Source organism: Pseudomonas serbiensis, assembly GCF_030580745.1.
Taxonomy (GTDB): Bacteria; Pseudomonadota; Gammaproteobacteria; order Pseudomonadales; family Pseudomonadaceae; genus Aquipseudomonas; species Aquipseudomonas serbiensis.
This window is the reverse complement of record NZ_JAUQOO010000017.1, coordinates 1-18,716: the sequence shown is the minus strand read 5'-3', so window position 1 is coordinate 18,716 and position 18,716 is coordinate 1. Positions and strand designations below refer to the sequence as shown.

Sequence of the window (18,716 nt, the reverse complement as noted above, 5' to 3'; positions counted from 1 at the left end):
GGGCAGCTTTTAGTCCACGCGTCGTCATCGTCGGGGAGGTCGTTTTTGGCAAAGGAATATGTATGGAGGCCATCGTTTTTTGGTCGCCTGTTCACCGGATCGCCGCCGTGGTCGTTGCGTTTGATAAACGGGCGTTTCGAATTGCACGTGAACGATCAGAGGGTTGAGATCGATCTCGATCGAGGTGACCGCATCAGTGTACGCCGGGGTGTTCTCTGGGGCCGCCTGTTTTTCCTGGACGGTATTTTGAGGGGCCTGCCTAATACGTCTGTGGCGAGCCTCAACGAAGAAATCACGTGCGTGATGGATTATCACCAGCGTCTTGTAGCAGAGCGGCTGGCGGAGGCCGAGCGGCTCAGGCTCGCGCGAGTCGAGCGCTTCAGGGCTGCTTATGCGCTCGTCACGACGTGGTTGGCCAAGGTAGATCGCCTGCTGACTGATTCCAGAGCCCAGAGACGTTGGGTCACCCATGAACAGCAAATGGCACTGCAGGCCGTCAGGCCTGAGCTCCCGATGCCTGAGAAGGAGCTAGACACCCTGCTGGAAGACGAATACCTGAGAAAGTCTTTGGATCTACAGCACGTGGATGTAAAGAGTTCATTGGATGCCTTTCGAAAGGACTGGACAGCTCACTGGGTAACGGAGAACAAAGCGCATACCGAGAGAGAGCGGGTCGCCTCCAGCAAGTTGCTCTCGAACGTGGAAAAGCGCGCGTTGAACGACGAGCAGGCCGAGGCGGTTATTTGCTTCGATAACCGTGTTCAGGTGGCGGCTTCCGCAGGGTCTGGCAAGACTTCCACCATGGTTGCGAAGGCTGCTTACGCCATTGACCGTGGCTTTTTTCAACCCAAAGAAATCGTGATGTTGGCGTTCAACAAGGACGCAGCAAAAGAGCTGGCCGAGCGAGCGGAGCAATCGTTCGAGCGCCTCGGAATGGACGGAGTCAAGGTTCGTGCGAAGACCTTCCATAGGCTGGGCCTTGCCATCATTGGCTACGCGACCGGAAAGAAACCACGTGTTCCCGATTGGGTGGTCAAGGAAAAGCTGGCATTTGAGAAGCTGAGAGAGCTTGTTGATGGATTGAAGGACAGCTCTATTGCATTCCGCAGTCAGTGGGATCTGTTTCGGCTCGTGTTCGGTCGGGATCTTCCAACCTTCAAGGCGATGAAAGTGCCCCCAAAGACCGGCGCCAAGTCTGGCCGCCTCGTCCCTCTGCTGGGCGACCCGGTCAAAAGCCTGGAAGAGTGCATGATTGCCAACTGGCTGCACTACAACGGAGTTGAGTATGTCTACGAACGCCCGTACGAACATGAGACCGCCACCGCAACCCACAGCCAGTACCACCCGGACTTCTATTACCCAGCAATTGGGTTGTACCACGAACATTTTGCCTTGGATGGCAATGGTAAGCCCCCAGAGCACTTTGAGGGGTATCTGGAAGATGCGGTTTGGAAGCGAAAACTGCATCGTCAACATGGCACGCGCCTGATTGAGACCACCTCCCACCAGATCCGTGAGAACACGTGGATTGAGCACCTGACACGTGAGCTTACGAGCCGAGGGATCAAGCTCGATCCAAACCCTGATCGCCCGATACCTCCAGACCGTCAGCCGCCGCTGTCGGAGACGAAGTTGATTGGGCTGATCCGTACCTTCATCGCTCACGTGAAAAGCAATTGCCTGACCCAGGAAGATTTGCGGGCGCGTGTTGGCGGCCTGTCGTCAGGGCTCTTCACGCATCGCTACAACATGTTCCTGGATATCCTCTGGCCCGTGATGGACGCCTGGAACGTAGCCCTGAAAGGCGCTGGTGGACTGGACTTCGAGGACATGCTCGTGCAGGCCGCTGAGCACGTTGAGCAGGGGCGCTGCAAGCCTAAGTTCCGGCTGGTCATGGCTGATGAGTTCCAGGACGCATCCAGGGCGCGAGCGCGGCTGTGTAGAGCATTGGTAGGTGAGCCAGGACGCCATTTCTTTGCAGTTGGCGATGATTGGCAATCGATCAACAGGTTCGCGGGGTCTGATGTCTCGATGATGACGGACTTCAAGAGGTTTTTTGGTTCCGGGCAGTTGCTGAAGCTGCAGCAGACCTTCAGATGCCCTCAAGACCTGTGCGACGTCTCCAGCCGGTTTGTCAGCAAAAATCCTGTGCAGCTCACCAAAACTGTTGTCTCTGCAACACCTGCGGTGGGCCCGGTACTTCGGGCCGTGATGGTGCAGGCTAAAAAAGAGATCGGGCCTGCCATCGTCACATTCCTTGATAGTCTGCTTGCAGGCCTGAAGGATGGTTCGATCCCGAAAGCGAGCGATCGCTTGATTAAGGTATGCATCCTCGGGCGTTACAACGACGAGATGGGCTACGTTCCTGAGAACTGGCAGGCGAAATGCCGAGGCCTTGTTGAACTCTCGTTCTTGAGCGTTCATCGATCCAAGGGTACCGAAGCCGACTACGTGATTTTACCCGCCATGGTGAGTATGAAGCGTGGTCGGAGCTTCCCAAGCACGATGACAGATGACCCTGTCCTGAGCCTGGTGATGCCGGCGGGAGATTCATACCTGTTCGCAGAAGAGCGGCGTCTCTTCTATGTCGCCCTTACGCGTGCGAGGCGGACGGTGGTGATGTACACAGTGGACAAGCAGGTGTCGGTGTTCTTGAAGGAGCTGGTGCAGGAAGGCGCTCTTGAGGTCGAGGATATCCACGGGGCTGCTGTCAAACTCTATCCCTGCCCCAGCTGTAAAGTGGGTGACCTCGTCATCAAGGACGGAAAGCATGGGAAATTCGTTACCTGCAACAACTTCCCAGAGTGCGATTTCAAGCCACCGAAGCCTACGAAGAAACCAGCCAAAAAGGCCTATTTCTCGGGCCGTCGATTCTCTAAACGCAGGTATAGCGTGTAGGCTAGACAAATTGTGTGTGCTGATTACATACGCCTTGAATAATCGTCACCACTGTGGAGCTTTCTGGCCAAGACCGTTCGATATAGTGCTCTCTGTGCAAAGAGCGCAGGTTGAGTGTGACAAGGGGATGAAAAACTCCAGTTTTTGATTTGGGTTTGAATCGCTGTCTGGGGTAGTGTGCTATTGGCCCGGTTTATATGTTTGGTTGAACTCGGTATCGGCTTGTAAGTCTAGTTGGTTGTGCAATTTTAAGCGCCTAGGGGTGTTTGGGAGGATTCCTTGTCTGCCATTGAAAAGTAATGTCAAATTCTGTTACTTCTAAAAGTTTTATTAAGGTGATGAACCGGACATTTGGATGGTATAGCACGGCTATATCACCCGGTTTCATTCGTGCATAATGAGCTGGTTCTCTGAAGACAAGAGGGTCTGATATGTCCTCGAATTTTTCAGCGCCTATTGCGCATGTGACTGAGTCGTTTTGTGAAATTAGGTCAACAATTCCATGTGTGTACTGAAGCGTGCTCCACCGAAAAGATACGGAGTCTAGGCTTTTTTCTGAGGCGTGAATTTTAAATTTTTTTCCGCTGCCAACCACTGCAACTCGTCTTTTTCCAGTTGGGCCATATCCAATATTGCAGTCGAACTTAAATGTGCTCGATTCAACTTGGTTTCTGAGCTCTGGAGTGAAGAATGTTACCTTCACACCTGCCTTTATAAGTTCCTCATAGCCTTGGCAATAAATCCTACCATTGGGGTCAAGAACACCTATTACCACGTGTTCTACGTTTAAGTCCTTGAGTAGCCCTGCGCAAGATTTATGAGGCTGAAGCCCATGCATCTCGACGCAAGGCTCAAGCGTTGTGTATATGGTCGATCCAGTAAGGTCAGGGTTGGGGAGCTTCTCTATTGCAACTCGCTCCGCGTGTTTCCCACTTACCTCTCCCCTATAGCCTGTGGATATCACTTCTCCGTTTTTAACTATAACCGCTCCTACCTTGGGGTAGGATGTGCATTTTTTTAGCTGTTCTATAGCGGCGTTCATCGCCTGTCCGCCAAAAGCACCTTCATACATTCGGAGAGCCTTTTTTAGGTGTGCAGGATTATTTTGTGCTATGATTTGAAGGCATAAGTTACCGGGCAGGATTTGTTTTGTCCAGCCTGTCAATGGTTGCGGATTGGTTTATTTTGATTTTATTTTTACGGCTGCGTATAATTATTTCAAGCAATAAGGTTGGGATGGGGTTTTCAGTTATTTTTCTAGGGGGTGTTCATGAGCTCTAATAGCGATCGCGCAGCACAAGCAGCCGTGGATCAAGTTGTTACTGCGATGCAAAACGATGTGCGCTCCATAATGAAGTCCCGAAGTGAGCTAAGGCTATTTTCAAAGAAATATCCCAAGGTTGAAATCTATTATGAGAGGGGGGCGGTTTACGTTGAGTTTGATGATATGAGTAATGTAGGTGATGACTACCCGAAGCTAATTCTCGCACGTATTGGTCTTAATTTGGAGCTTAAGCTGTTTGTCGGGGATTTTCAAAATATACCCGCTCTTAGGCTCGTGGGTGAGTTCGGGCTCTATTCGGAACAAGCCGTAAAGCGAGCTGTGGAAAAATATGTTCTGGATGTTTGCAATATTATCGAAGTGCTTTAGTTTCTAGGCTTGGGGGTGGGCTAGGCGCATATTAGTGCTTCAGATTTCGTATGTGTCGCTATTTTGAGGATGGATCCGTGGCTTAACTTTATGCTCAACTTGTTATTTTTTTAGATAGGAAGTCTAATCAGTGCATGTGCTCTCTGTCGTGCCATTTTCTTAATTCTTAAGATTTTACGAATCACCCTTGAATACGCCTATCGCTAAGACCAGCGCATATTGCTATGTGAGCGGAAGCATCAGAGTGGCGTACTTGTGCTCAGTAATCATTGAGGTTCGCCGCGATGTGCTGAATCAGCTGGCGCGGGCTTTTCGTATCCACAATCTGGAAAATGATGTCGCGCTTGCTCTTTGGGAGCTTTTTGATCACGTTCTTGGCCGCACGCCGAATGGCCGCATCAGACCCATGGATGCGGTCGGCTAAAAGCAATACCAGGATGGCGTCAGAAAGGGTCATGATCAGCTTGATCGCAAACTTGAGTTGAGTCGTTTGGTGCCGGGCAAACGCGAGAGCAGGCCAGTGCCATTCGCCCCTCTGCCAAGTATTTTCACTGATTCCAAAAATCAGCCACCGTCGATTTAGGCAGCTGCAATTTCTCAGCAGTCTGACGCTGAGTCATGCCGGCAGCCTTGCATTCCTGGACACTGGCGCGTCGAGACTCGCGCTGCTCCACACGTACTTGAGCCGGCCCCAGATTGACCTGATCAGCGAGGCTTTCCAGCCCGCCAGCGTGACGAAATGCAGCGAGTTCTTCTTCGATCCGCAGTATCACCGATGACAGGGGCTGATCTCTATCAACAGACGCGCTGAGTACCAGCAGCGTTAGTGGATCAATGTCTAGAACCTTCCCAATCGACTCCAACTTCCCGAGCGTGACATCAGATCGTCCCTGTTCGAGAAGCTGAACGTACGACCGTCCAGCAGCACCGCCCAGGTCGGTTTGAGTCAAGGCATGAGTTGACCTGATTGCTCTGAGAGCCACCCCCAGGCCATCGCGCAGAGCCATGTCGTTTCCCCAAAACTGAGGATAAAGCCACGTTGTTATGCCCGGATCGACAGTATATATTGTTCCTGCTCGGGCATTTGGTTTTGTCGGCTGCAGCCTTTGAGCGCATGACTGCCTGCTCAAGTGCTGCAGCGTCACTGGCAAGCGAGCCGTTTTGGCTGGATTTCAATATAGGCCTAATTCGTGTTTCGGGTGCTCCCCAGGGTCGCCAGATCCTCGCGCCTCAGTTGCTCGCGGTGTCGACGTCAGCCCTGCTGACTGGCATGAGATCTACAGGCGAGAGCACAAAGCAGCGCTAAACGGCTGGAAAATTTAATCGGAAAGGTGAGGGGTTATGAGGGAGCCGCGACAGGTCTTGGCAGCTCAGGCGCTGGACTTCGGTATCACGATTACAGGCTATCTGTGTGCTGCTCGTTTCTATCCGCCAGTGCTAGTGGGGACTGTTTTTGGAGATGCAAAGGCGCGATTCAGAGACGGCGCGATGATCCGGACGTCAGCGATATTGATGGCCTGTGAGTCACGAGGTTTTCTGTTGTGTCGGACGTTCACTGGCAGCGTGTACGTCGTATGTGATTGGGCCAGCAGCGATCAGGTATTCAACGTAGATAGGGTCGTCCATTGAAGATCCGTGTCCTGTCAGACCTCCATCTTGAGTTTGAACCATACGCCCCCGTCGACGTTGAAGCTGACTTGGTAGTGCTCGCTGGAGACATCCACACGAAAAATCGCGGTGTCGAGTGGGCAAACCAAATGTTCAACTGTCCTGTCATTCACATCCTCGGAAATCACGAGCTCTACGCGGGGCACCTCGATCGTACCCTTGAGAAAATGAGGCTCCAGGCGGCGCCCCATGTGCACATTCTTGAATGTGAAACCTTCATCGCCAATGGCGTCCGTTTTCTCTGCGCAACAGCTTGGACTGATTTCACTTCGACTGGAAATCTTGCGGTGGCTTCATCCGTAGCCAAGCACGAGATGAACGACTTCCGAATGATCCGCTGTGGACAGGGGTATAGACGCATCAGGCCAGACGACTTGATCGCCAAGAATCGCGCGACACGAGCTTGGCTTGATGATGAGCTCAACAGGCCGTTCGGTGGGAAAACGATCGTTGTTACCCACCATGCCCCTATACCTCAGGTCATCGGTTACAAACACGACGGGCATTTGAACGCAGCCTATGCAAATGCTTGGCATGAATTGGTGCCTCTGGCGGATGCGTGGATCTTCGGACACACGCATCTAGCAGTCGATGTCGTGATGGGCGGCTGCCGCCTGGTATCAAACCCAAAAGGCTACCCTCAAGAAGACACTGGATTTGACCCTTGGAAGCTGATTGAGATTTGAGTGAATATGCTGCGAGAAAATGTAATACGTGCCAATTCAGAAGGTGAGTTGCCTTGGGTCGTGATCAAAGCCCGTGAACTCGACTGGGGCGTGTTAATCGACGCGTTTCTAGTCAACGCTGCCAAGGTCGGTGACAGATATGCGGCGCAGGTATTTGATGATCGATCTGGGCGGGCTGAGAACGGCTCCACTGTGGTTACACCACCCCTGAAGCTGGCCTGCTCGCAGGGCATGTTCAAGATGTTCAGAAGCATCTGTGGCAATGACCACTACGTAGTCGCGTCGGAGTATCGAGACTGAGGTGCTACCTGGGGGGCCAAGCGCACTGCCCGTGTGTCGATGAATCCATCATGTGGGGCCTACCATGCTTCCGTCTGCGGTGATTTTTGACGCGTTCGGCACGCTGCTCGACATCAAGCATCGAACGCATCCCTATCGAATGCTTTTACGTGATGGTGCCCACCAAGGGCGTGCTCCTCGCGCTGAAGACCTTCGCTCCCTGATGACCTGGAACTGCTCGATCGGTGAGGCTGCTGACCAGTTGGGTATATGTATCTCAGCTGAGCGTATGAAGGTGATCCAGGCGGCACTCGTCGATGAGCTTGAATCACTGGTGCCCTTCGCTGACGGACTCGAAGCCGTTGAGATGCTCCGTGATGCCGGTGTTCGTGTCGGCATCTGCTCGAACCTTTCGGCGGCCTACGGCGCAGGTGCGAAACAGCTTCTCTCTGCTGCGGACGCTTTCGCGTTGAGCTATGAGGTCGGCGCCATCAAGCCTGAACCGTTGATCTACCAAGCCATGTGCGACTCGTTGGGTGTTCAGGCCCATCGGTACGTACTGCCAGGGCCACCATCGATACTGATGATTGGTGACTCGCCCCGCTGCGATAGGGATGGGCCGCGCACGCTTGGCATTTCCGGACATCTCCTGGCTAGGGGAAGGGGAGCGATCGAGAACCTTGTTCAGTTCGCAGAGCTGGTTCTGCAGCCCACCGGCCACTGAGCGATATCGGTCAGTATCGTTCCACTGCACGACCCTCGAACTGCACAGGGTGCTAGCGAAAAGCCCCAGACTCCGAACATGGTCATCACGTTTTGTGGGACTATCTCCACTCGCGGAAGGTCAGAACGAAAAGTCAGGTTTCTTCTGCACTGAGAACTGCTCTGGTGCCTTTCCTCGCTCAAAGGCGATCAGGTAGGTAATCTGAGCTTTCATGGGTTCCAACCCTGGCTGTTCGCCTCGTGTTCTCAAGTAAACTTCACGAGTGGCGTAAAGCACAGCTACCTGGTGCTCGTGCAAGTCGTCGACCATTTCCTGCAGTTCGTCGTAGATCGCGAGCTTGTCGCGTGCTGAATAGTCGCTCGCACAGTCGCGGTACTCGTGGAAATAGTCCGTGAGCGCGGCGAAGATTTCATGAGCATCTCGGCTAATTTCGAAGCCAGGCTGGATTACGTCCAGTGTGGAGGCCTCGGCCAATTGGGCAAGCTTATACCCCGTTGTAATGGGATGGGCAGGTACAGTCACGTAGTCGCGCTCAATACGTTCCTTCTCGGCCTGGATCTCTTCAGCGGTCGGGATGGCAAATGGCTTATTGAAGGCGTCGATGTCCTCGAACTCGAAAGCACGGGCGAGCGCGCGGCGAGTATCAAAGCTCGCCGATTTGGCATTTTCGACGCGCTGTATCGTTCGCGGATGAATGCCGGCCAGCTCAGCTACCGGCCCTGCGCGAGCGGTGAAGAACGTTTAAAAGCAGGGCCGAGGGGGTCAGATTTCAGTTGGTGAATAATGCAGTAAAGGGGTCAGTTTTGGGTTGGCGTTGACATCTATAGCCGTTTCTCACCACCAAGATGTGAACAATTCGCACGGTTTTAGTGCTGCCACGAAGGCATTGAATGCGACCCTTGAGAGCTTTGTTGGCGCCGAGAGATCATGGTGATAACGCCCGCTTAAACAGCATTGGTGTCCTGATGTCCAGCGGGCGGGGCGACCTTCGCAGGTTCTCAGTTCGCGATCTTGCATACCTCTACCTGGTAGCCCATCGCACCTAGCCTCTGGGCAAATTGCCTGAAATTGACCTTGGAGAAGAACGGCATGTGCAGCACGTCGTTTGGCTGCATGATGGCAAAGACTATCTTGTTCCGTGGCTGGGTAGCAGGGTCGAAGACGAACTGGAAATCGCCGAGATCCGCAAGGTAAGCATTCACCTGAGCGGTGACATCAGGGGTGTTAATCAGCGCCTCAGCGGACACGTACGCTTGCGAAAAGAGATGGCTGAGCGTGCTTGATGAGGAGTATTTTTTTACATGGATGATGTGATGCTCTGGCGTTAACAGATCACAAAATTCAAATTTGTTGGAGGCGTTGTTCAGCCTCACCAGCTTCTGGTCGAGAAGGTAAAAATTCTCATTGTCAGCAATGCGCCTCAGGTAATGCCCTTCATTGTCGGCGTTGTACGGAGGGAATTGGAGGTCGCAGCGAGTCGCAGCCTCAAAGAAACGGTTGACCTGTTCGGTGTAGTCTCGGTCAATCTGATACCAATCACCCTCGCTCAGCAGGTAGATCTTTTCTTCATGTTCAATCTCGGCTTCCAGGCAGTTGTAAAGCGACCACATGGCTATGCGCTGCTCTTCGGCGCCGTAGAGATAAATGCGCTCTGATAGGAGCAAGGGGTGGGTGACCGTGCCTAGGATGTGTTTGGCCAGCAGGGCTTGGCGCAGATCAAGGTCAAACGCCAGTGCTGGGCCATGGCGCGATCGAGCACCGTGCTTCACATAGCCAAAGCCGCTGATGTCATTGCCGAGTAGCTCAGGAGATGCCGTACGGACTCGGTCATACTGCTCGGCGTTGATGGCCTCAACAAGGAGTCCGTCCAACTCTCCGATGAGCGCTGAGTCGCGTACCGGCACGATGTAATCCATCCACGGATACTTCTCCTTGCAGCGCTCATCCTCGTAGGCCGTCAACAGTCGTAGCGCGATCTCCGGGAATTCCTCCAACCGCACATCCGAATGCAAAGCCAACGAATCCGATCCGCTGACGTACTCACTATCGTCCTGGTCGTTTTCGACGATCCCGGTCAGCGATTTCAGAATCTCCGAGTCGAACTTGAAATCAAACTCCGCAATCGACAGATACTTGGATGACTGGGACTTTGAGCGAAGGGGAATGCGGTCGATGTTTGACTTCTCGACAGACTTGATCAGCAGGGGATCTGTCAGGCTGAGGGCAGTACGCAGGCCGAAATAGCGCTCTATCGCCAGCGAGTCAATCAGGTGCCGGGCATGGCCAAAGGTGAAGCAGAACACACGGCCCTTTACAGCCATGACGAGTAGCGCCTTGAGCGATCTGCCAGTCAGATCGAGAGCGACGACTTCCTCAACATCTCTGAAGAGCTGAGTCCATTTGGGGTGGGACGGGTTCGTCTGATGATAGAACAGGCAGTCGACGCCATTGAGCTCAAACGCGATCGGCTGCAGATTGACCTCGTCAGAGAGAGCGTCCTGGACTGCCCGGCCTTCCTTGAGCAAGAACACGTTGATAGTGATCTTCACGCGTCACTCCTTGACGATCGATTTGATGTTAAATTGACATCCTCCATCAAGCCCGTCAAGGCGCCGACTGCTCGAAAGTATATGCGGGGGGGGGCGTGGGGGGGCGGTATTGCATTGATTAAGGTGGCGCAGCCGTTCCCTTGACCACTCTTCCGGAAAACGAAGCATGGAGAGGGCCTAGTCATTTTGCGAATTTTTTAGAGCCGGGATCTGAGGTCAGGTATTCCAACGCCATTTCAGTCAAGCCCGTCCAAGTTTAGGGGGCATTGCCGATTACACGAAAATCATCACTTTCTTGTCAAAAATCCCATCCTTCCCGTTATGGCCTTTGAACGGAATCACCTCTCCGCAGAGCCCGTCGTATACTGCCTCCCTGATTTGGGAGCCTCAATGATTTCTCTACCTATTGACCTCGTATTACCAGACTTACGAGAGGCGTTGGCCAATCGCAACGAAGTGATCCTTGAAGCGCCACCAGGTGCGGGTAAGACCACTCGGGTGCCGTCGGCGCTGCTGAATGAGCCCTGGCTTGGTGACCAAAAGATTTTGATGCTTGAACCTAGACGGCTGGCTGCTCGGGCGGCTGCTGAGCGTTTGGCGAGTGAGCTGGGTGAGAAAGTTGGTGAGACAGTCGGCTACCGCATTCGCCTTGAAAGCAAAGTAGGCCCGCGAACCCAGATCGAAGTGGTCACCGAAGGTATCCTGGCTCGCCGGCTCCAAGATGATCCTGCGCTCGATGGCGTGGGTGTGGTTATCTTCGATGAATACCACCTTCGAAATCTCGACTCTGACCTTGCACTGGCACTGTGCCTGAGTGGCCGTGAACTACTGCGTGATGAGCCTCCCCTGAAGCTGCTCCTGATGTCCGCAACGCTGGAAGGTGCTCGCCTTTCAAAGGTGCTGAATGATGCGCCAGTGATCACCAGTGAAGGGCGGATGTATCCGGTCTCGACGGTTTGGGGTAGCCCCTATCAGCCGGGTGAGCGAATCGATGCGCGAGTCACAGACACCTGCTTGACCGCCATCAACGAACAGTCGGGAAGCGTTCTGGTTTTCCTTCCTGGGCAGGCGGAGATTCGGCGGGTGGCAGAAGACCTCAAGGAGCAACTTAGCAGCCGGCTAGATGTGATCGTATGCCCGCTGTACGGTGACCTCGACCTGAACGCACAGCGTGCTGCGATAGACCCGGCACCTAAGGGCTCCCGGAAGATCGTTCTGGCCACTAACATCGCCGAGACCAGCTTGACCATCGAAGGCGTCAGGGTGGTAGTGGACAGCGGTCTCGAACGAGTGCCGAAGTTTGATCCTCGCAGTGGCATGACCCGACTCGACACGCAGCGAATCTCGAAGGCCAGCGCTACCCAGCGTGCGGGGCGAGCAGGGCGCTTGGAGCCAGGCGTCTGCTATCGCCTGTGGTCGGAGTCGCAGCACGGGCAAATGGCCAGCTACAGCACTCCAGAGATCCTGCAGGCAGATCTCGCAGCTCTGGCACTCCAGTTGGCCCGGTGGGGAATGAAGCCGGAAGAGATGACGTGGCTCGACCAACCTCCATTAGCTCCTTTTGGCCAAGCCAGAGACCTGCTGAAGCGTCTGGGCGCACTCGACGATGCTGGACAGCTCACACCGCACGGATCTTCCATGAGCGAGCTTCCAGCGCATCCAAGGATCGCTCACATGCTCATCAAAGGCAACGTGATGGGACTGGATGACCTGGCGTGCAACATTGCGGCGCTCTTGGGTGAGAAGGACATCCTACGTGGAGCAGGTGCCGACCTTCACGCCAGGCTGAGTGCCTTGTCAGGCGAGCAACATTCACGTCGTAGTGGTGGTGGTTCCTTCCAGCGGGTGAAGCAGTCTGCTCGGCAGTACCGATCCCTGCTGCGTGGGAAGGCCTCGTGCACTGTCAGCGAGCCTGATCACCAACGGTGGGTAGGATGCCTGCTGGCGTTCGCCTACCCTGACCGAATTGGCCTTCAGAGGCGTGCAAGTGCCTCTGAGTACCGTCTCTCCAACGGTAGGGCTGCCGTGTTCTCAGAGCCTGATGCTCTCACCAAGCACGAGTGGCTGGTGATAGCCGACCTTGGTAGTCGGCTAGGACAGCGTGAGGAGCGGATCTACCTGGCGAGTGACCTCAATCCGGCACTGTTCGATGATGAGTTGGCTGACCTAGTGAGGTCTGTCGACGAGGTCGAATGGGACGAAAGGGAGGGAGTGCTTAAGGCTGAACGGCAGCTCAAGGTAGGGCAGCTCATACTGTCTACTGCCGCCCTGCCGAGTCTTGATGAGCAAGCCCGTTCGCTGGCCTTGGTCAATTTGGTGAGGCGCAAGGGCATCGAACTCCTGCCCTGGAACCCTGAGCTGCGGCAGTGGCAGGCGCGGGTTGACCTATTGCGTCAGCTGGATATCCAGAATGGCCAGGCTGAAAGCAAGTGGCCTGATCTCAGCGATGCCAACCTCCTCGACACGCTGGAAGAGTGGCTCACGCCGTACTTGGGTAAAGTCACGAGGCTCAGCCACTTCAGCCAGTTGGATTTGTCGTCGATAGTCAGAAACCTGCTGCCTTGGCCGCTTCCGCAAGAATTAGAGACCCAGGCGCCTCAGTCGATCCAGGTGCCGTCCGGATCGAATATCCGTATCGACTACTCGCAGCATCCGCCAATTCTCGCTGTGCGGCTGCAGGAGCTGTTTGGGTTGGCAGAAACCCCTAGTATAGCCCAGGGCAAGCAGCCGCTGGTTCTGCATCTCTTGTCGCCGGCCCGTAGGCCAGTACAGGTCACCCAGGATCTCGCAAATTTCTGGCGTAGCACCTACTTGGAAGTGAAGAAGGATCTTAAGGGCCGGTACCCAAAACACCATTGGCCTGAAGATCCATTGGTTGCTGAAGCGACTGCGAGAGCGAAGCCTAGAAAGTCTTGAGGATAGGGCGTGCCTGCCGGACGGCTGTCGTGAACCAAGCCGTCCTCGCGTCTTTGCCCTGTCGGACTTCCATCCTCACGCTCACATCAGGCAGGATTTTAGGGTAATGGGCTCTTCAGGCCAGAAGGGGCACCACAGGTGTACCCCGCCTGGGCAAGCGGCTGGTCAATACTTCCCGTCTAGGTAATCCTGGAACCCTACCGGCGATTCATTTTCTTCTCTAAATGGGTTCGAATAGTAGAAGCAGTAGTCTTCAGCCTTGGAGGCTTTCTTAGGTGGGTTGATGAACTGAACGTCATGCTTTTTCAGGATTTCGAATGTAGGATCGTCCACGTAAGGGTTCTCAATCTTTTCCTGTAAGAAAAGCTGATAGAGAAGAATCCAATTTTGATCAAGCTCGTACATGGTGCAGTTTTCAATCACCTGGCGGGCATGCGCAACAACAGCATCTGTAGCGCGGTTGAAGATGCTAAGCAGAGCAATCGATGTTGCATCACTCGTCTGAATAACCAATTCAACGTTTTCATCGGTTGGGTAAGAGCTTAGCTGATTCAGGTAATATAGCGCCCAGCACATACCGTCCGAACGGCGGTGGATAGCATTGGTCTTAAGGATTTCATTGAGTTTTGCAATGATGGCCTCTTTTTCGTAGTAATCCGAAGTGGCGTCAATCTTTTCAAGAAGAGGCAGGAGTATTGGATAGTGCCAGCTTAGGCTGAGAATGTATTGAAATACTGTGGCGGCTGTATCGCCCTGAGCTCTGTGACAAATTAAGCCTGCCGCTAGCTTCAATACGCTGCCATCAGGCACCTCCCTGTTCAAATATACGGCATAGTCAAGGAAGTTGATTGCCTCATGAGTGAAGAGGATCAAGGCGCCACTGGAGTCTGTTCTCCACGGGATGGCGTTAGCTAATTTGGTAACCCAAGAGTCCGCCAGTGGTTCCGGTAGCTCGGTTATTTTTGTTTTGCTGAGATTTAGTGTTAAACGATATCGAGATAGGGCGATACTCAAAGCACGAATGAATTCTTGAGCCTGAATGTGCGTCTCGCAATAGGCCGTATAATCGTCTATGTAACGCACAAAGCGAAATTTTCCTGCAAGCTCCCTGTCTACCGCAGCCAGAACTATTTCCACCGCAATGCTTGAGGAGCTAGGGCCTACAGGTAGGCCGGAAGTCTCGTTGCGCTTAGCGTTGCGCAGCGTTATGTCGAGGGACGAACTCCAGTGCTTTTCTCCACGTTCTTGCAGCCGCTCTTTGGCTTTTTCATAACCTTGAACAGCCCATTCTAGAGAATGCGTGTAGATGGAGCCAAAGCAATTGGCCACGTCAGCATGAGCTCGAAAGCTCGCACCAAAACTAATTTCCAAGGCGTTTTTGGTTTTGGTTTCATAGTCTTCATAATTCATGATGAACATGCGACCATCATTGTGCTGTTCGGCAGTGATGATGCTGTTATCATCTTTCATAGATTTGAGTATTTCTACTCTATTTTTTTTCAGGTTTGAATATACTCTGGCGTACGCGAGGGGGTGTACTAGGCTGAGCACCCGAGGAACATTGTTGAATCGCGTGGCCTTGTATTCCACAAGGTCGAACCAATATTTTTTGCGTTCTTGACTTAGGTTTATGGTTGCTAGTTCATCAGCGATTTCTGGCGTGTATCTACTTGTTGAGAAACATGGGGGTAATTCGGTTGCGGAGTCCTTTTGGTTTGGAAAGTAATTCCAGCGCGTCAGGGCTTCTAGGAAATGTCTTTCCTCATCGTGAAATACGGCAATGTTTGATACCGGATTAGTGAATTCTTTCAAGGAATTATGACTCCTAGGATGCATGCTCGGCAAGTAGTGCGAAGGGTGCGCCAAGACTTAGTAATTGGCAGAAAATTAAAAAACAACCGTGCGCAGCGTTGAGATGGTCGCTCAAGCTTGCCGAGTTGTCGACCTGTACTCCGATAGGGTGTTGCTGAGGAAGTCCATCGCAGAGGTGCCATCGCAGGCGATTGATCCGTTTGATGAAGCGGTCATACGGTTGGTGTCAGGCAGCCACACAGTGGCTCACGAGTTTCAACACTTTTCGTCCCAGTTAAGCCTCTATGCTGTTAGACAGGACACCGAGGCGGACGCTGCCCATGCTAGGGCGCTCCTGATCCACGGCGCGCAGCAGCAGGCAGCCATCATGCAAGGGCGATTCGACCGGGTGGTCGAGGCTAATGTAGCCATTCGGGCAAAGTGGCCGAACGCTAAGATAGGCGCGCGTTTTTGACGTGCTGAAAACCATGCTGATATGACCACGCTCCGAGGCGCTTACCATGCCATTCAGGTCGCCGCAGAAGGTTCTGTTCAGGCAGCTTCTGACCTTAGGAAGGCCCTCTTAAGAAAGGCCCCCATATGCTTTTAGGCTGGGTGAGGGCGTGAGTTCAATGGGGATGGTGGGGCACGCTACTACTCTGGGAATAGCGTGCCGGAGGTGCCATCTCTGAACCGGATCTCCAGTTGTTCGGCGCCCTCGTAGTCGGAGTCGCGTGCGGATCTGAGCTTAGCCAATGCGCTGTAGAAATTTTCTTTCGACATTCGACCATCGGTGTAGTCTGAGAGCAGGCGATCAAAATAATCATCGAATTGTTGATGGATTCTCAACAGATCAGCAGCAGATACGGATGCGGTGTAGTTATTGACACGTGCGAAGGCTATATTAATATAGGTATCTAATGCCGCGAGAGTCTTTTGCCCCGTCAATTGAAGGATTTGATGTTTGAAGAACGTGTCGCTGATGAATTGGTTCTTGAAACTACCCTCATCTTTGAAACGGTGCCTCTCGATCATTAGCACAAATAGATTTGTAATGAAGGCGTGTCTGAACAGGTGAGCAGTGGCCGGCTCGCTTATATTGGCCTTTTTCCTAAGTAAACGAATTTCATTGGTGATGCTATCCGGGCTGTAGGGCTGTCCAGTGGTCTCGGCAACCAGAAGAAAGCCGTGATCTTTCCCCTTTAGACACCTGTCAATGATCTCTATCCTATACAGCTCAATATAGTTATATACTTCATTCAAGAGCATGCGAGTGACGGGCACTGTTCTGACATGCGGCTTTCCTCGCTTGAGTGTGATCATTTTCAAGCTGGGAAATTTCATTGCCATGGCTTCTAGAACGCTTTCTACTAATACTTCCGCTAATTCAGTTCTACGGCACCCTAGGTTCTCAAGCATCGACAGTATAAGTTGCGTTCGCGCGGCAATATGGTCGGATGTTGGAAGTTTGTTTGCTGTTTCACGTAAATCTTTTACTGTGCGCTGATCTATAGGTTTACGTTTCTCACCTGCCTCGCCAGAACTGAAAGAATGATGTCTCCAGACAAATGTGTCGTACCCTGCGGGATTTTTCACTTTTTCTTGGTAGGCTTTGATAATCCCATTTTTTGCGACGAATCTGTCATTTTCAAATAGGGAGCCTATAAATTCAAGAAAATAGAGGCACGCGCTGCCTATGTCGTGAAGAGTGTTTTCGTTTCTGGCGAGTTCAGAGGTATATCTTTTGCTTTTTTCCAATCTAAGATCTTCTATGAAGTCGCTAAACAGACCGTCATTCAAATCAGTCAGATCAATTCCCAGATCAAAAGCAAATTTCAGTAATCTATTTATTTTGTGTGCATATCCACCTATCGTGCCGCCTCCTTTACCTCGCCGTGCCAGTCCACTTCTGCGGCCCATGCTGACGCGATTTCGTAGCGAAATCATGTATAGATTAGCGAGATGACAGGGCCTACCGTTGGGCCAGTAGAGAAATGTGAGATTATCAGCTTCCTTGACGGCAAGACGGTTCAGGGAGTAATGGCTGAAGAGCGTAACGTTTTTGACAACTCTTCGAGTCTTAATCAGGTCTGCGCTCACTTCTTTGCCTTCCCTTTCCCGATTGGGGTCACGTTAGTGTCTGATACGGGGGAGTTAAAAGGTGGCTTGTTTATGCTGAGTGCTGCTTTCAATGTTGCACTCGTATCAAGAATTATCTTTTCTCGTTGTTGCCCATCCCGTTCTGTTCGAACAGATTCGAGAGCACTCATGGCTATTGAGATGCACTGCAAAAGGACAAAGTTTGAATTTATCAGCGATTCAACTTCACATTCAAGGGTTGTTTTTTGTCTCTTCAAACCCTCTTTGGTCAATTTCTTTGCAGGAGCGGCAGCCCAGGCTGACAGTGTTGAAAGGGCTTCAGCTCGAAGCTTTTCAAGCGTTACAAAGCCCTGAGGTAGACAAGTAGATGCATGTTTTTTAGCAGTGTTGAGTGACATTGGAACGAGCTTGATCGATCCCTTTTCAGTGTCGATCTGGTCATTGAGCGACACCATGCCCCCTTGGCTCCCAAGGGCCTTAACAAGGTCTGCACGGGCGTTGAATTCGCCCGGATTGGAAATAACGTAATACAAGAATTCCCTGAGTGAATTGATTGCGGCCTGGCCCTCGGCCCTGTATTTCTCAGTCCTGTTCATGAATATTTCTCCGGACTGTCGTCACGATTCTCAATTTGGTGCCACCTGGTTGCAAAATGAACTCAGGTTCAGCATCGACCAAGCCGTTGTTCACCAACTGCTCGATGCGCTCTTCCAGCTTCGCCGCATCACCTTTGACATAGGTCTGCGTGCCGTAGGTTTCATTGATGAGATCCATGAGGTCTGTGTAACCCTCTTCGCCTTTTGTATAGATCTGGTGTGCGAGGTGGTGCGCCTTGGCGCCGGCCATAATCGTGCCATCAATATTTTCGTTGATGTAGTGCCACAGGTGCTCCAGGTCAACGTGCCCCAGCATCCATCGGATTGTCGACTCATCGCCATCCTGGGCGCAGTGAAAGAACAACATGGCGAAGAACCGACGGAGTTGGTGTTGGCGCAGGTAGTAGCGTTTGCCGTCACAGAGGGCCGTCTCAAAGTAGTCGCAGAACAGATCAAGATTTCTCAGGTAGACGGACACTCCGGAGCTGATCGTGCCCTTTGCAGTCAACGTGGGAGACGAAAACAGCGGCAGGTCTTCATCGGTGAAACCAGTCTCAAGAAGCGTCTGATGATACGCTTCGAGATTGCCAATCATCTCTGCAGCCACAGGCTCAATGGGGCGCATGATGCTTTTGCGCCGCCCCATCATTCCTCGACTGCTTTTGCGCAGCCAAAACTTCAACCATTGCCGACTTTTGTCCAAGCTCCCTTTGGCTGGGAGATCGGTCAACTGTTGGCGCTGATTGAAAACTGACCCACCCTGCCGATTGAAAATTGACCCAGGACGGATTGCTGATTTCTGTCCCAGCAATTGTGGATAAGCTTAGCAGCAGTGTTCCGATTAAAGACGCATCAAGC

General features: G+C 52.6%; 16 protein-coding genes. 6 read left to right on the top strand and 10 right to left on the bottom strand.

Annotated elements, in window-relative coordinates; all coding sequences use genetic code 11:
* Positions 1-45: 45 nt before the first annotated feature.
* The gene (locus Q6A51_RS19980) at positions 46-2,898 is read left to right on the top strand and encodes a UvrD-helicase domain-containing protein (protein WP_304575559.1); all 2,853 of its coding nucleotides are present in this window, start codon (positions 46-48) and stop codon (positions 2,896-2,898) included.
* A gap of 256 nt (positions 2,899-3,154) precedes the next feature.
* On the opposite strand, the gene Q6A51_RS19975 is transcribed toward Q6A51_RS19980, so the two are convergent.
* Positions 3,155-3,970: a cytidine/deoxycytidylate deaminase family protein gene (locus Q6A51_RS19975; RefSeq protein WP_005734513.1), complete on the bottom strand. Its 816-nt coding sequence runs from the start codon at positions 3,968-3,970 to the stop codon at positions 3,155-3,157.
* A gap of 198 nt (positions 3,971-4,168) precedes the next feature.
* On the opposite strand from Q6A51_RS19975, the gene Q6A51_RS19970 reads away from it, so the two are divergent.
* Complete coding sequence (locus tag Q6A51_RS19970; protein WP_304575558.1) at positions 4,169-4,549, top strand: hypothetical protein; 381 nt, start codon at positions 4,169-4,171, stop codon at positions 4,547-4,549.
* A gap of 259 nt (positions 4,550-4,808) precedes the next feature.
* Here the strand turns inward: Q6A51_RS19970 and Q6A51_RS19965 are convergent, their stop codons facing one another.
* Positions 4,809-5,006 (bottom strand): DUF7740 domain-containing protein, encoded by a 198-nt coding sequence (locus Q6A51_RS19965; RefSeq protein WP_304575557.1) that lies wholly within the window; start codon positions 5,004-5,006, stop codon positions 4,809-4,811.
* Positions 5,007-5,097: 91 nt separating this feature from the next.
* Positions 5,098-5,556, bottom strand: coding sequence for a helix-turn-helix domain-containing protein (locus Q6A51_RS19960; protein ID WP_005734517.1), 459 nt, complete (start codon positions 5,554-5,556; stop codon positions 5,098-5,100).
* A gap of 618 nt (positions 5,557-6,174) precedes the next feature.
* Here Q6A51_RS19960 and Q6A51_RS19955 point away from each other — a divergent pair.
* The 3 genes from Q6A51_RS19955 to Q6A51_RS19945 all read left to right on the top strand — a co-directional run bounded on the left by Q6A51_RS19955 (position 6,175) and on the right by Q6A51_RS19945 (position 7,906).
* On the top strand, positions 6,175-6,903 hold the full coding sequence (locus Q6A51_RS19955) for a metallophosphoesterase (RefSeq protein ID WP_005734520.1): 729 nt from the start codon (positions 6,175-6,177) through the stop codon (positions 6,901-6,903).
* Positions 6,904-6,909: 6 nt separating this feature from the next.
* Positions 6,910-7,203 (top strand): hypothetical protein, encoded by a 294-nt coding sequence (locus tag Q6A51_RS19950; RefSeq protein WP_304575611.1) that lies wholly within the window; start codon positions 6,910-6,912, stop codon positions 7,201-7,203.
* A 64-nt stretch (positions 7,204-7,267) separates the two neighbouring features.
* Positions 7,268-7,906, top strand: a complete 639-nt coding sequence (locus Q6A51_RS19945; protein ID WP_005734523.1) for an HAD family hydrolase — start codon at positions 7,268-7,270, stop codon at positions 7,904-7,906.
* A 120-nt stretch (positions 7,907-8,026) separates the two neighbouring features.
* Here the strand turns inward: Q6A51_RS19945 and Q6A51_RS19940 are convergent, their stop codons facing one another.
* Both Q6A51_RS19940 and Q6A51_RS19935 read right to left on the bottom strand, forming a co-directional pair.
* On the bottom strand, positions 8,027-8,428 hold the full coding sequence (locus Q6A51_RS19940; RefSeq protein WP_304575556.1) for a hypothetical protein: 402 nt from the start codon (positions 8,426-8,428) through the stop codon (positions 8,027-8,029).
* Between the two features lie 476 nt (positions 8,429-8,904).
* On the bottom strand, positions 8,905-10,455 hold the full coding sequence (locus Q6A51_RS19935; RefSeq protein WP_304575555.1) for a TIGR04141 family sporadically distributed protein: 1,551 nt from the start codon (positions 10,453-10,455) through the stop codon (positions 8,905-8,907).
* 390 nt (positions 10,456-10,845) lie between these two features.
* On the opposite strand from Q6A51_RS19935, the gene hrpB reads away from it, so the two are divergent.
* Positions 10,846-13,371, top strand: coding sequence for an ATP-dependent helicase HrpB (gene hrpB / locus Q6A51_RS19930; RefSeq protein ID WP_304575553.1), 2,526 nt, complete (start codon positions 10,846-10,848; stop codon positions 13,369-13,371).
* Positions 13,372-13,536: 165 nt separating this feature from the next.
* On the opposite strand, the gene drt4 is transcribed toward hrpB, so the two are convergent.
* From drt4 to Q6A51_RS19905, 5 genes are all read right to left on the bottom strand, one after another.
* Positions 13,537-15,183 carry an antiviral reverse transcriptase Drt4 gene (gene drt4 / locus Q6A51_RS19925; protein ID WP_304575552.1) on the bottom strand — a complete coding sequence of 549 codons (1,647 nt, stop codon included), beginning with the start codon at positions 15,181-15,183 and terminating at the stop codon, positions 13,537-13,539.
* A 633-nt stretch (positions 15,184-15,816) separates the two neighbouring features.
* Positions 15,817-17,262, bottom strand: a complete 1,446-nt coding sequence (locus Q6A51_RS19920; RefSeq protein WP_304575551.1) for a site-specific integrase — start codon at positions 17,260-17,262, stop codon at positions 15,817-15,819.
* Complete coding sequence (locus Q6A51_RS19915; protein ID WP_304575550.1) at positions 17,259-17,858, bottom strand: hypothetical protein; 600 nt, start codon at positions 17,856-17,858, stop codon at positions 17,259-17,261. Before Q6A51_RS19915 ends, Q6A51_RS19920 begins: the two co-directional genes overlap by 4 nt.
* Positions 17,845-18,483 carry a hypothetical protein gene (locus Q6A51_RS19910; protein ID WP_304575549.1) on the bottom strand — a complete coding sequence of 213 codons (639 nt, stop codon included), beginning with the start codon at positions 18,481-18,483 and terminating at the stop codon, positions 17,845-17,847. The genes Q6A51_RS19915 and Q6A51_RS19910 overlap by 14 nt, the downstream gene beginning before the upstream one ends.
* On the bottom strand, positions 18,470-18,716 hold a 247-nt coding region (locus tag Q6A51_RS19905), incomplete at its 5' end, for a hypothetical protein (protein WP_304575548.1). The genes Q6A51_RS19910 and Q6A51_RS19905, both read right to left, overlap by 14 nt.

What these genes read in the sequence shown, in the direction of transcription:
- hrpB (WP_304575553.1), top strand. Translation starts at nt 10,846, where the DNA reads ATGATTTCTCTACCTATTGACCTCGTATTACCAGACTTACGAGAGGCG.
- Q6A51_RS19960 (WP_005734517.1), bottom strand. Translation starts at nt 5,556, where the DNA reads ATGGCTCTGCGCGATGGCCTGGGGGTGGCTCTCAGAGCAATCAGGTCA.
- Q6A51_RS19965 (WP_304575557.1), bottom strand. Translation starts at nt 5,006, where the DNA reads ATGACCCTTTCTGACGCCATCCTGGTATTGCTTTTAGCCGACCGCATC.
- Q6A51_RS19970 (WP_304575558.1), top strand. Translation starts at nt 4,169, where the DNA reads ATGAGCTCTAATAGCGATCGCGCAGCACAAGCAGCCGTGGATCAAGTT.
- Q6A51_RS19915 (WP_304575550.1), bottom strand. Translation starts at nt 17,858, where the DNA reads ATGAACAGGACTGAGAAATACAGGGCCGAGGGCCAGGCCGCAATCAAT.
- Q6A51_RS19945 (WP_005734523.1), top strand. Translation starts at nt 7,268, where the DNA reads ATGCTTCCGTCTGCGGTGATTTTTGACGCGTTCGGCACGCTGCTCGAC.
- Q6A51_RS19910 (WP_304575549.1), bottom strand. Translation starts at nt 18,483, where the DNA reads ATGCGCCCCATTGAGCCTGTGGCTGCAGAGATGATTGGCAATCTCGAA.
- Q6A51_RS19950 (WP_304575611.1), top strand. Translation starts at nt 6,910, where the DNA reads ATGCTGCGAGAAAATGTAATACGTGCCAATTCAGAAGGTGAGTTGCCT.
- Q6A51_RS19975 (WP_005734513.1), bottom strand. Translation starts at nt 3,970, where the DNA reads ATGTATGAAGGTGCTTTTGGCGGACAGGCGATGAACGCCGCTATAGAA.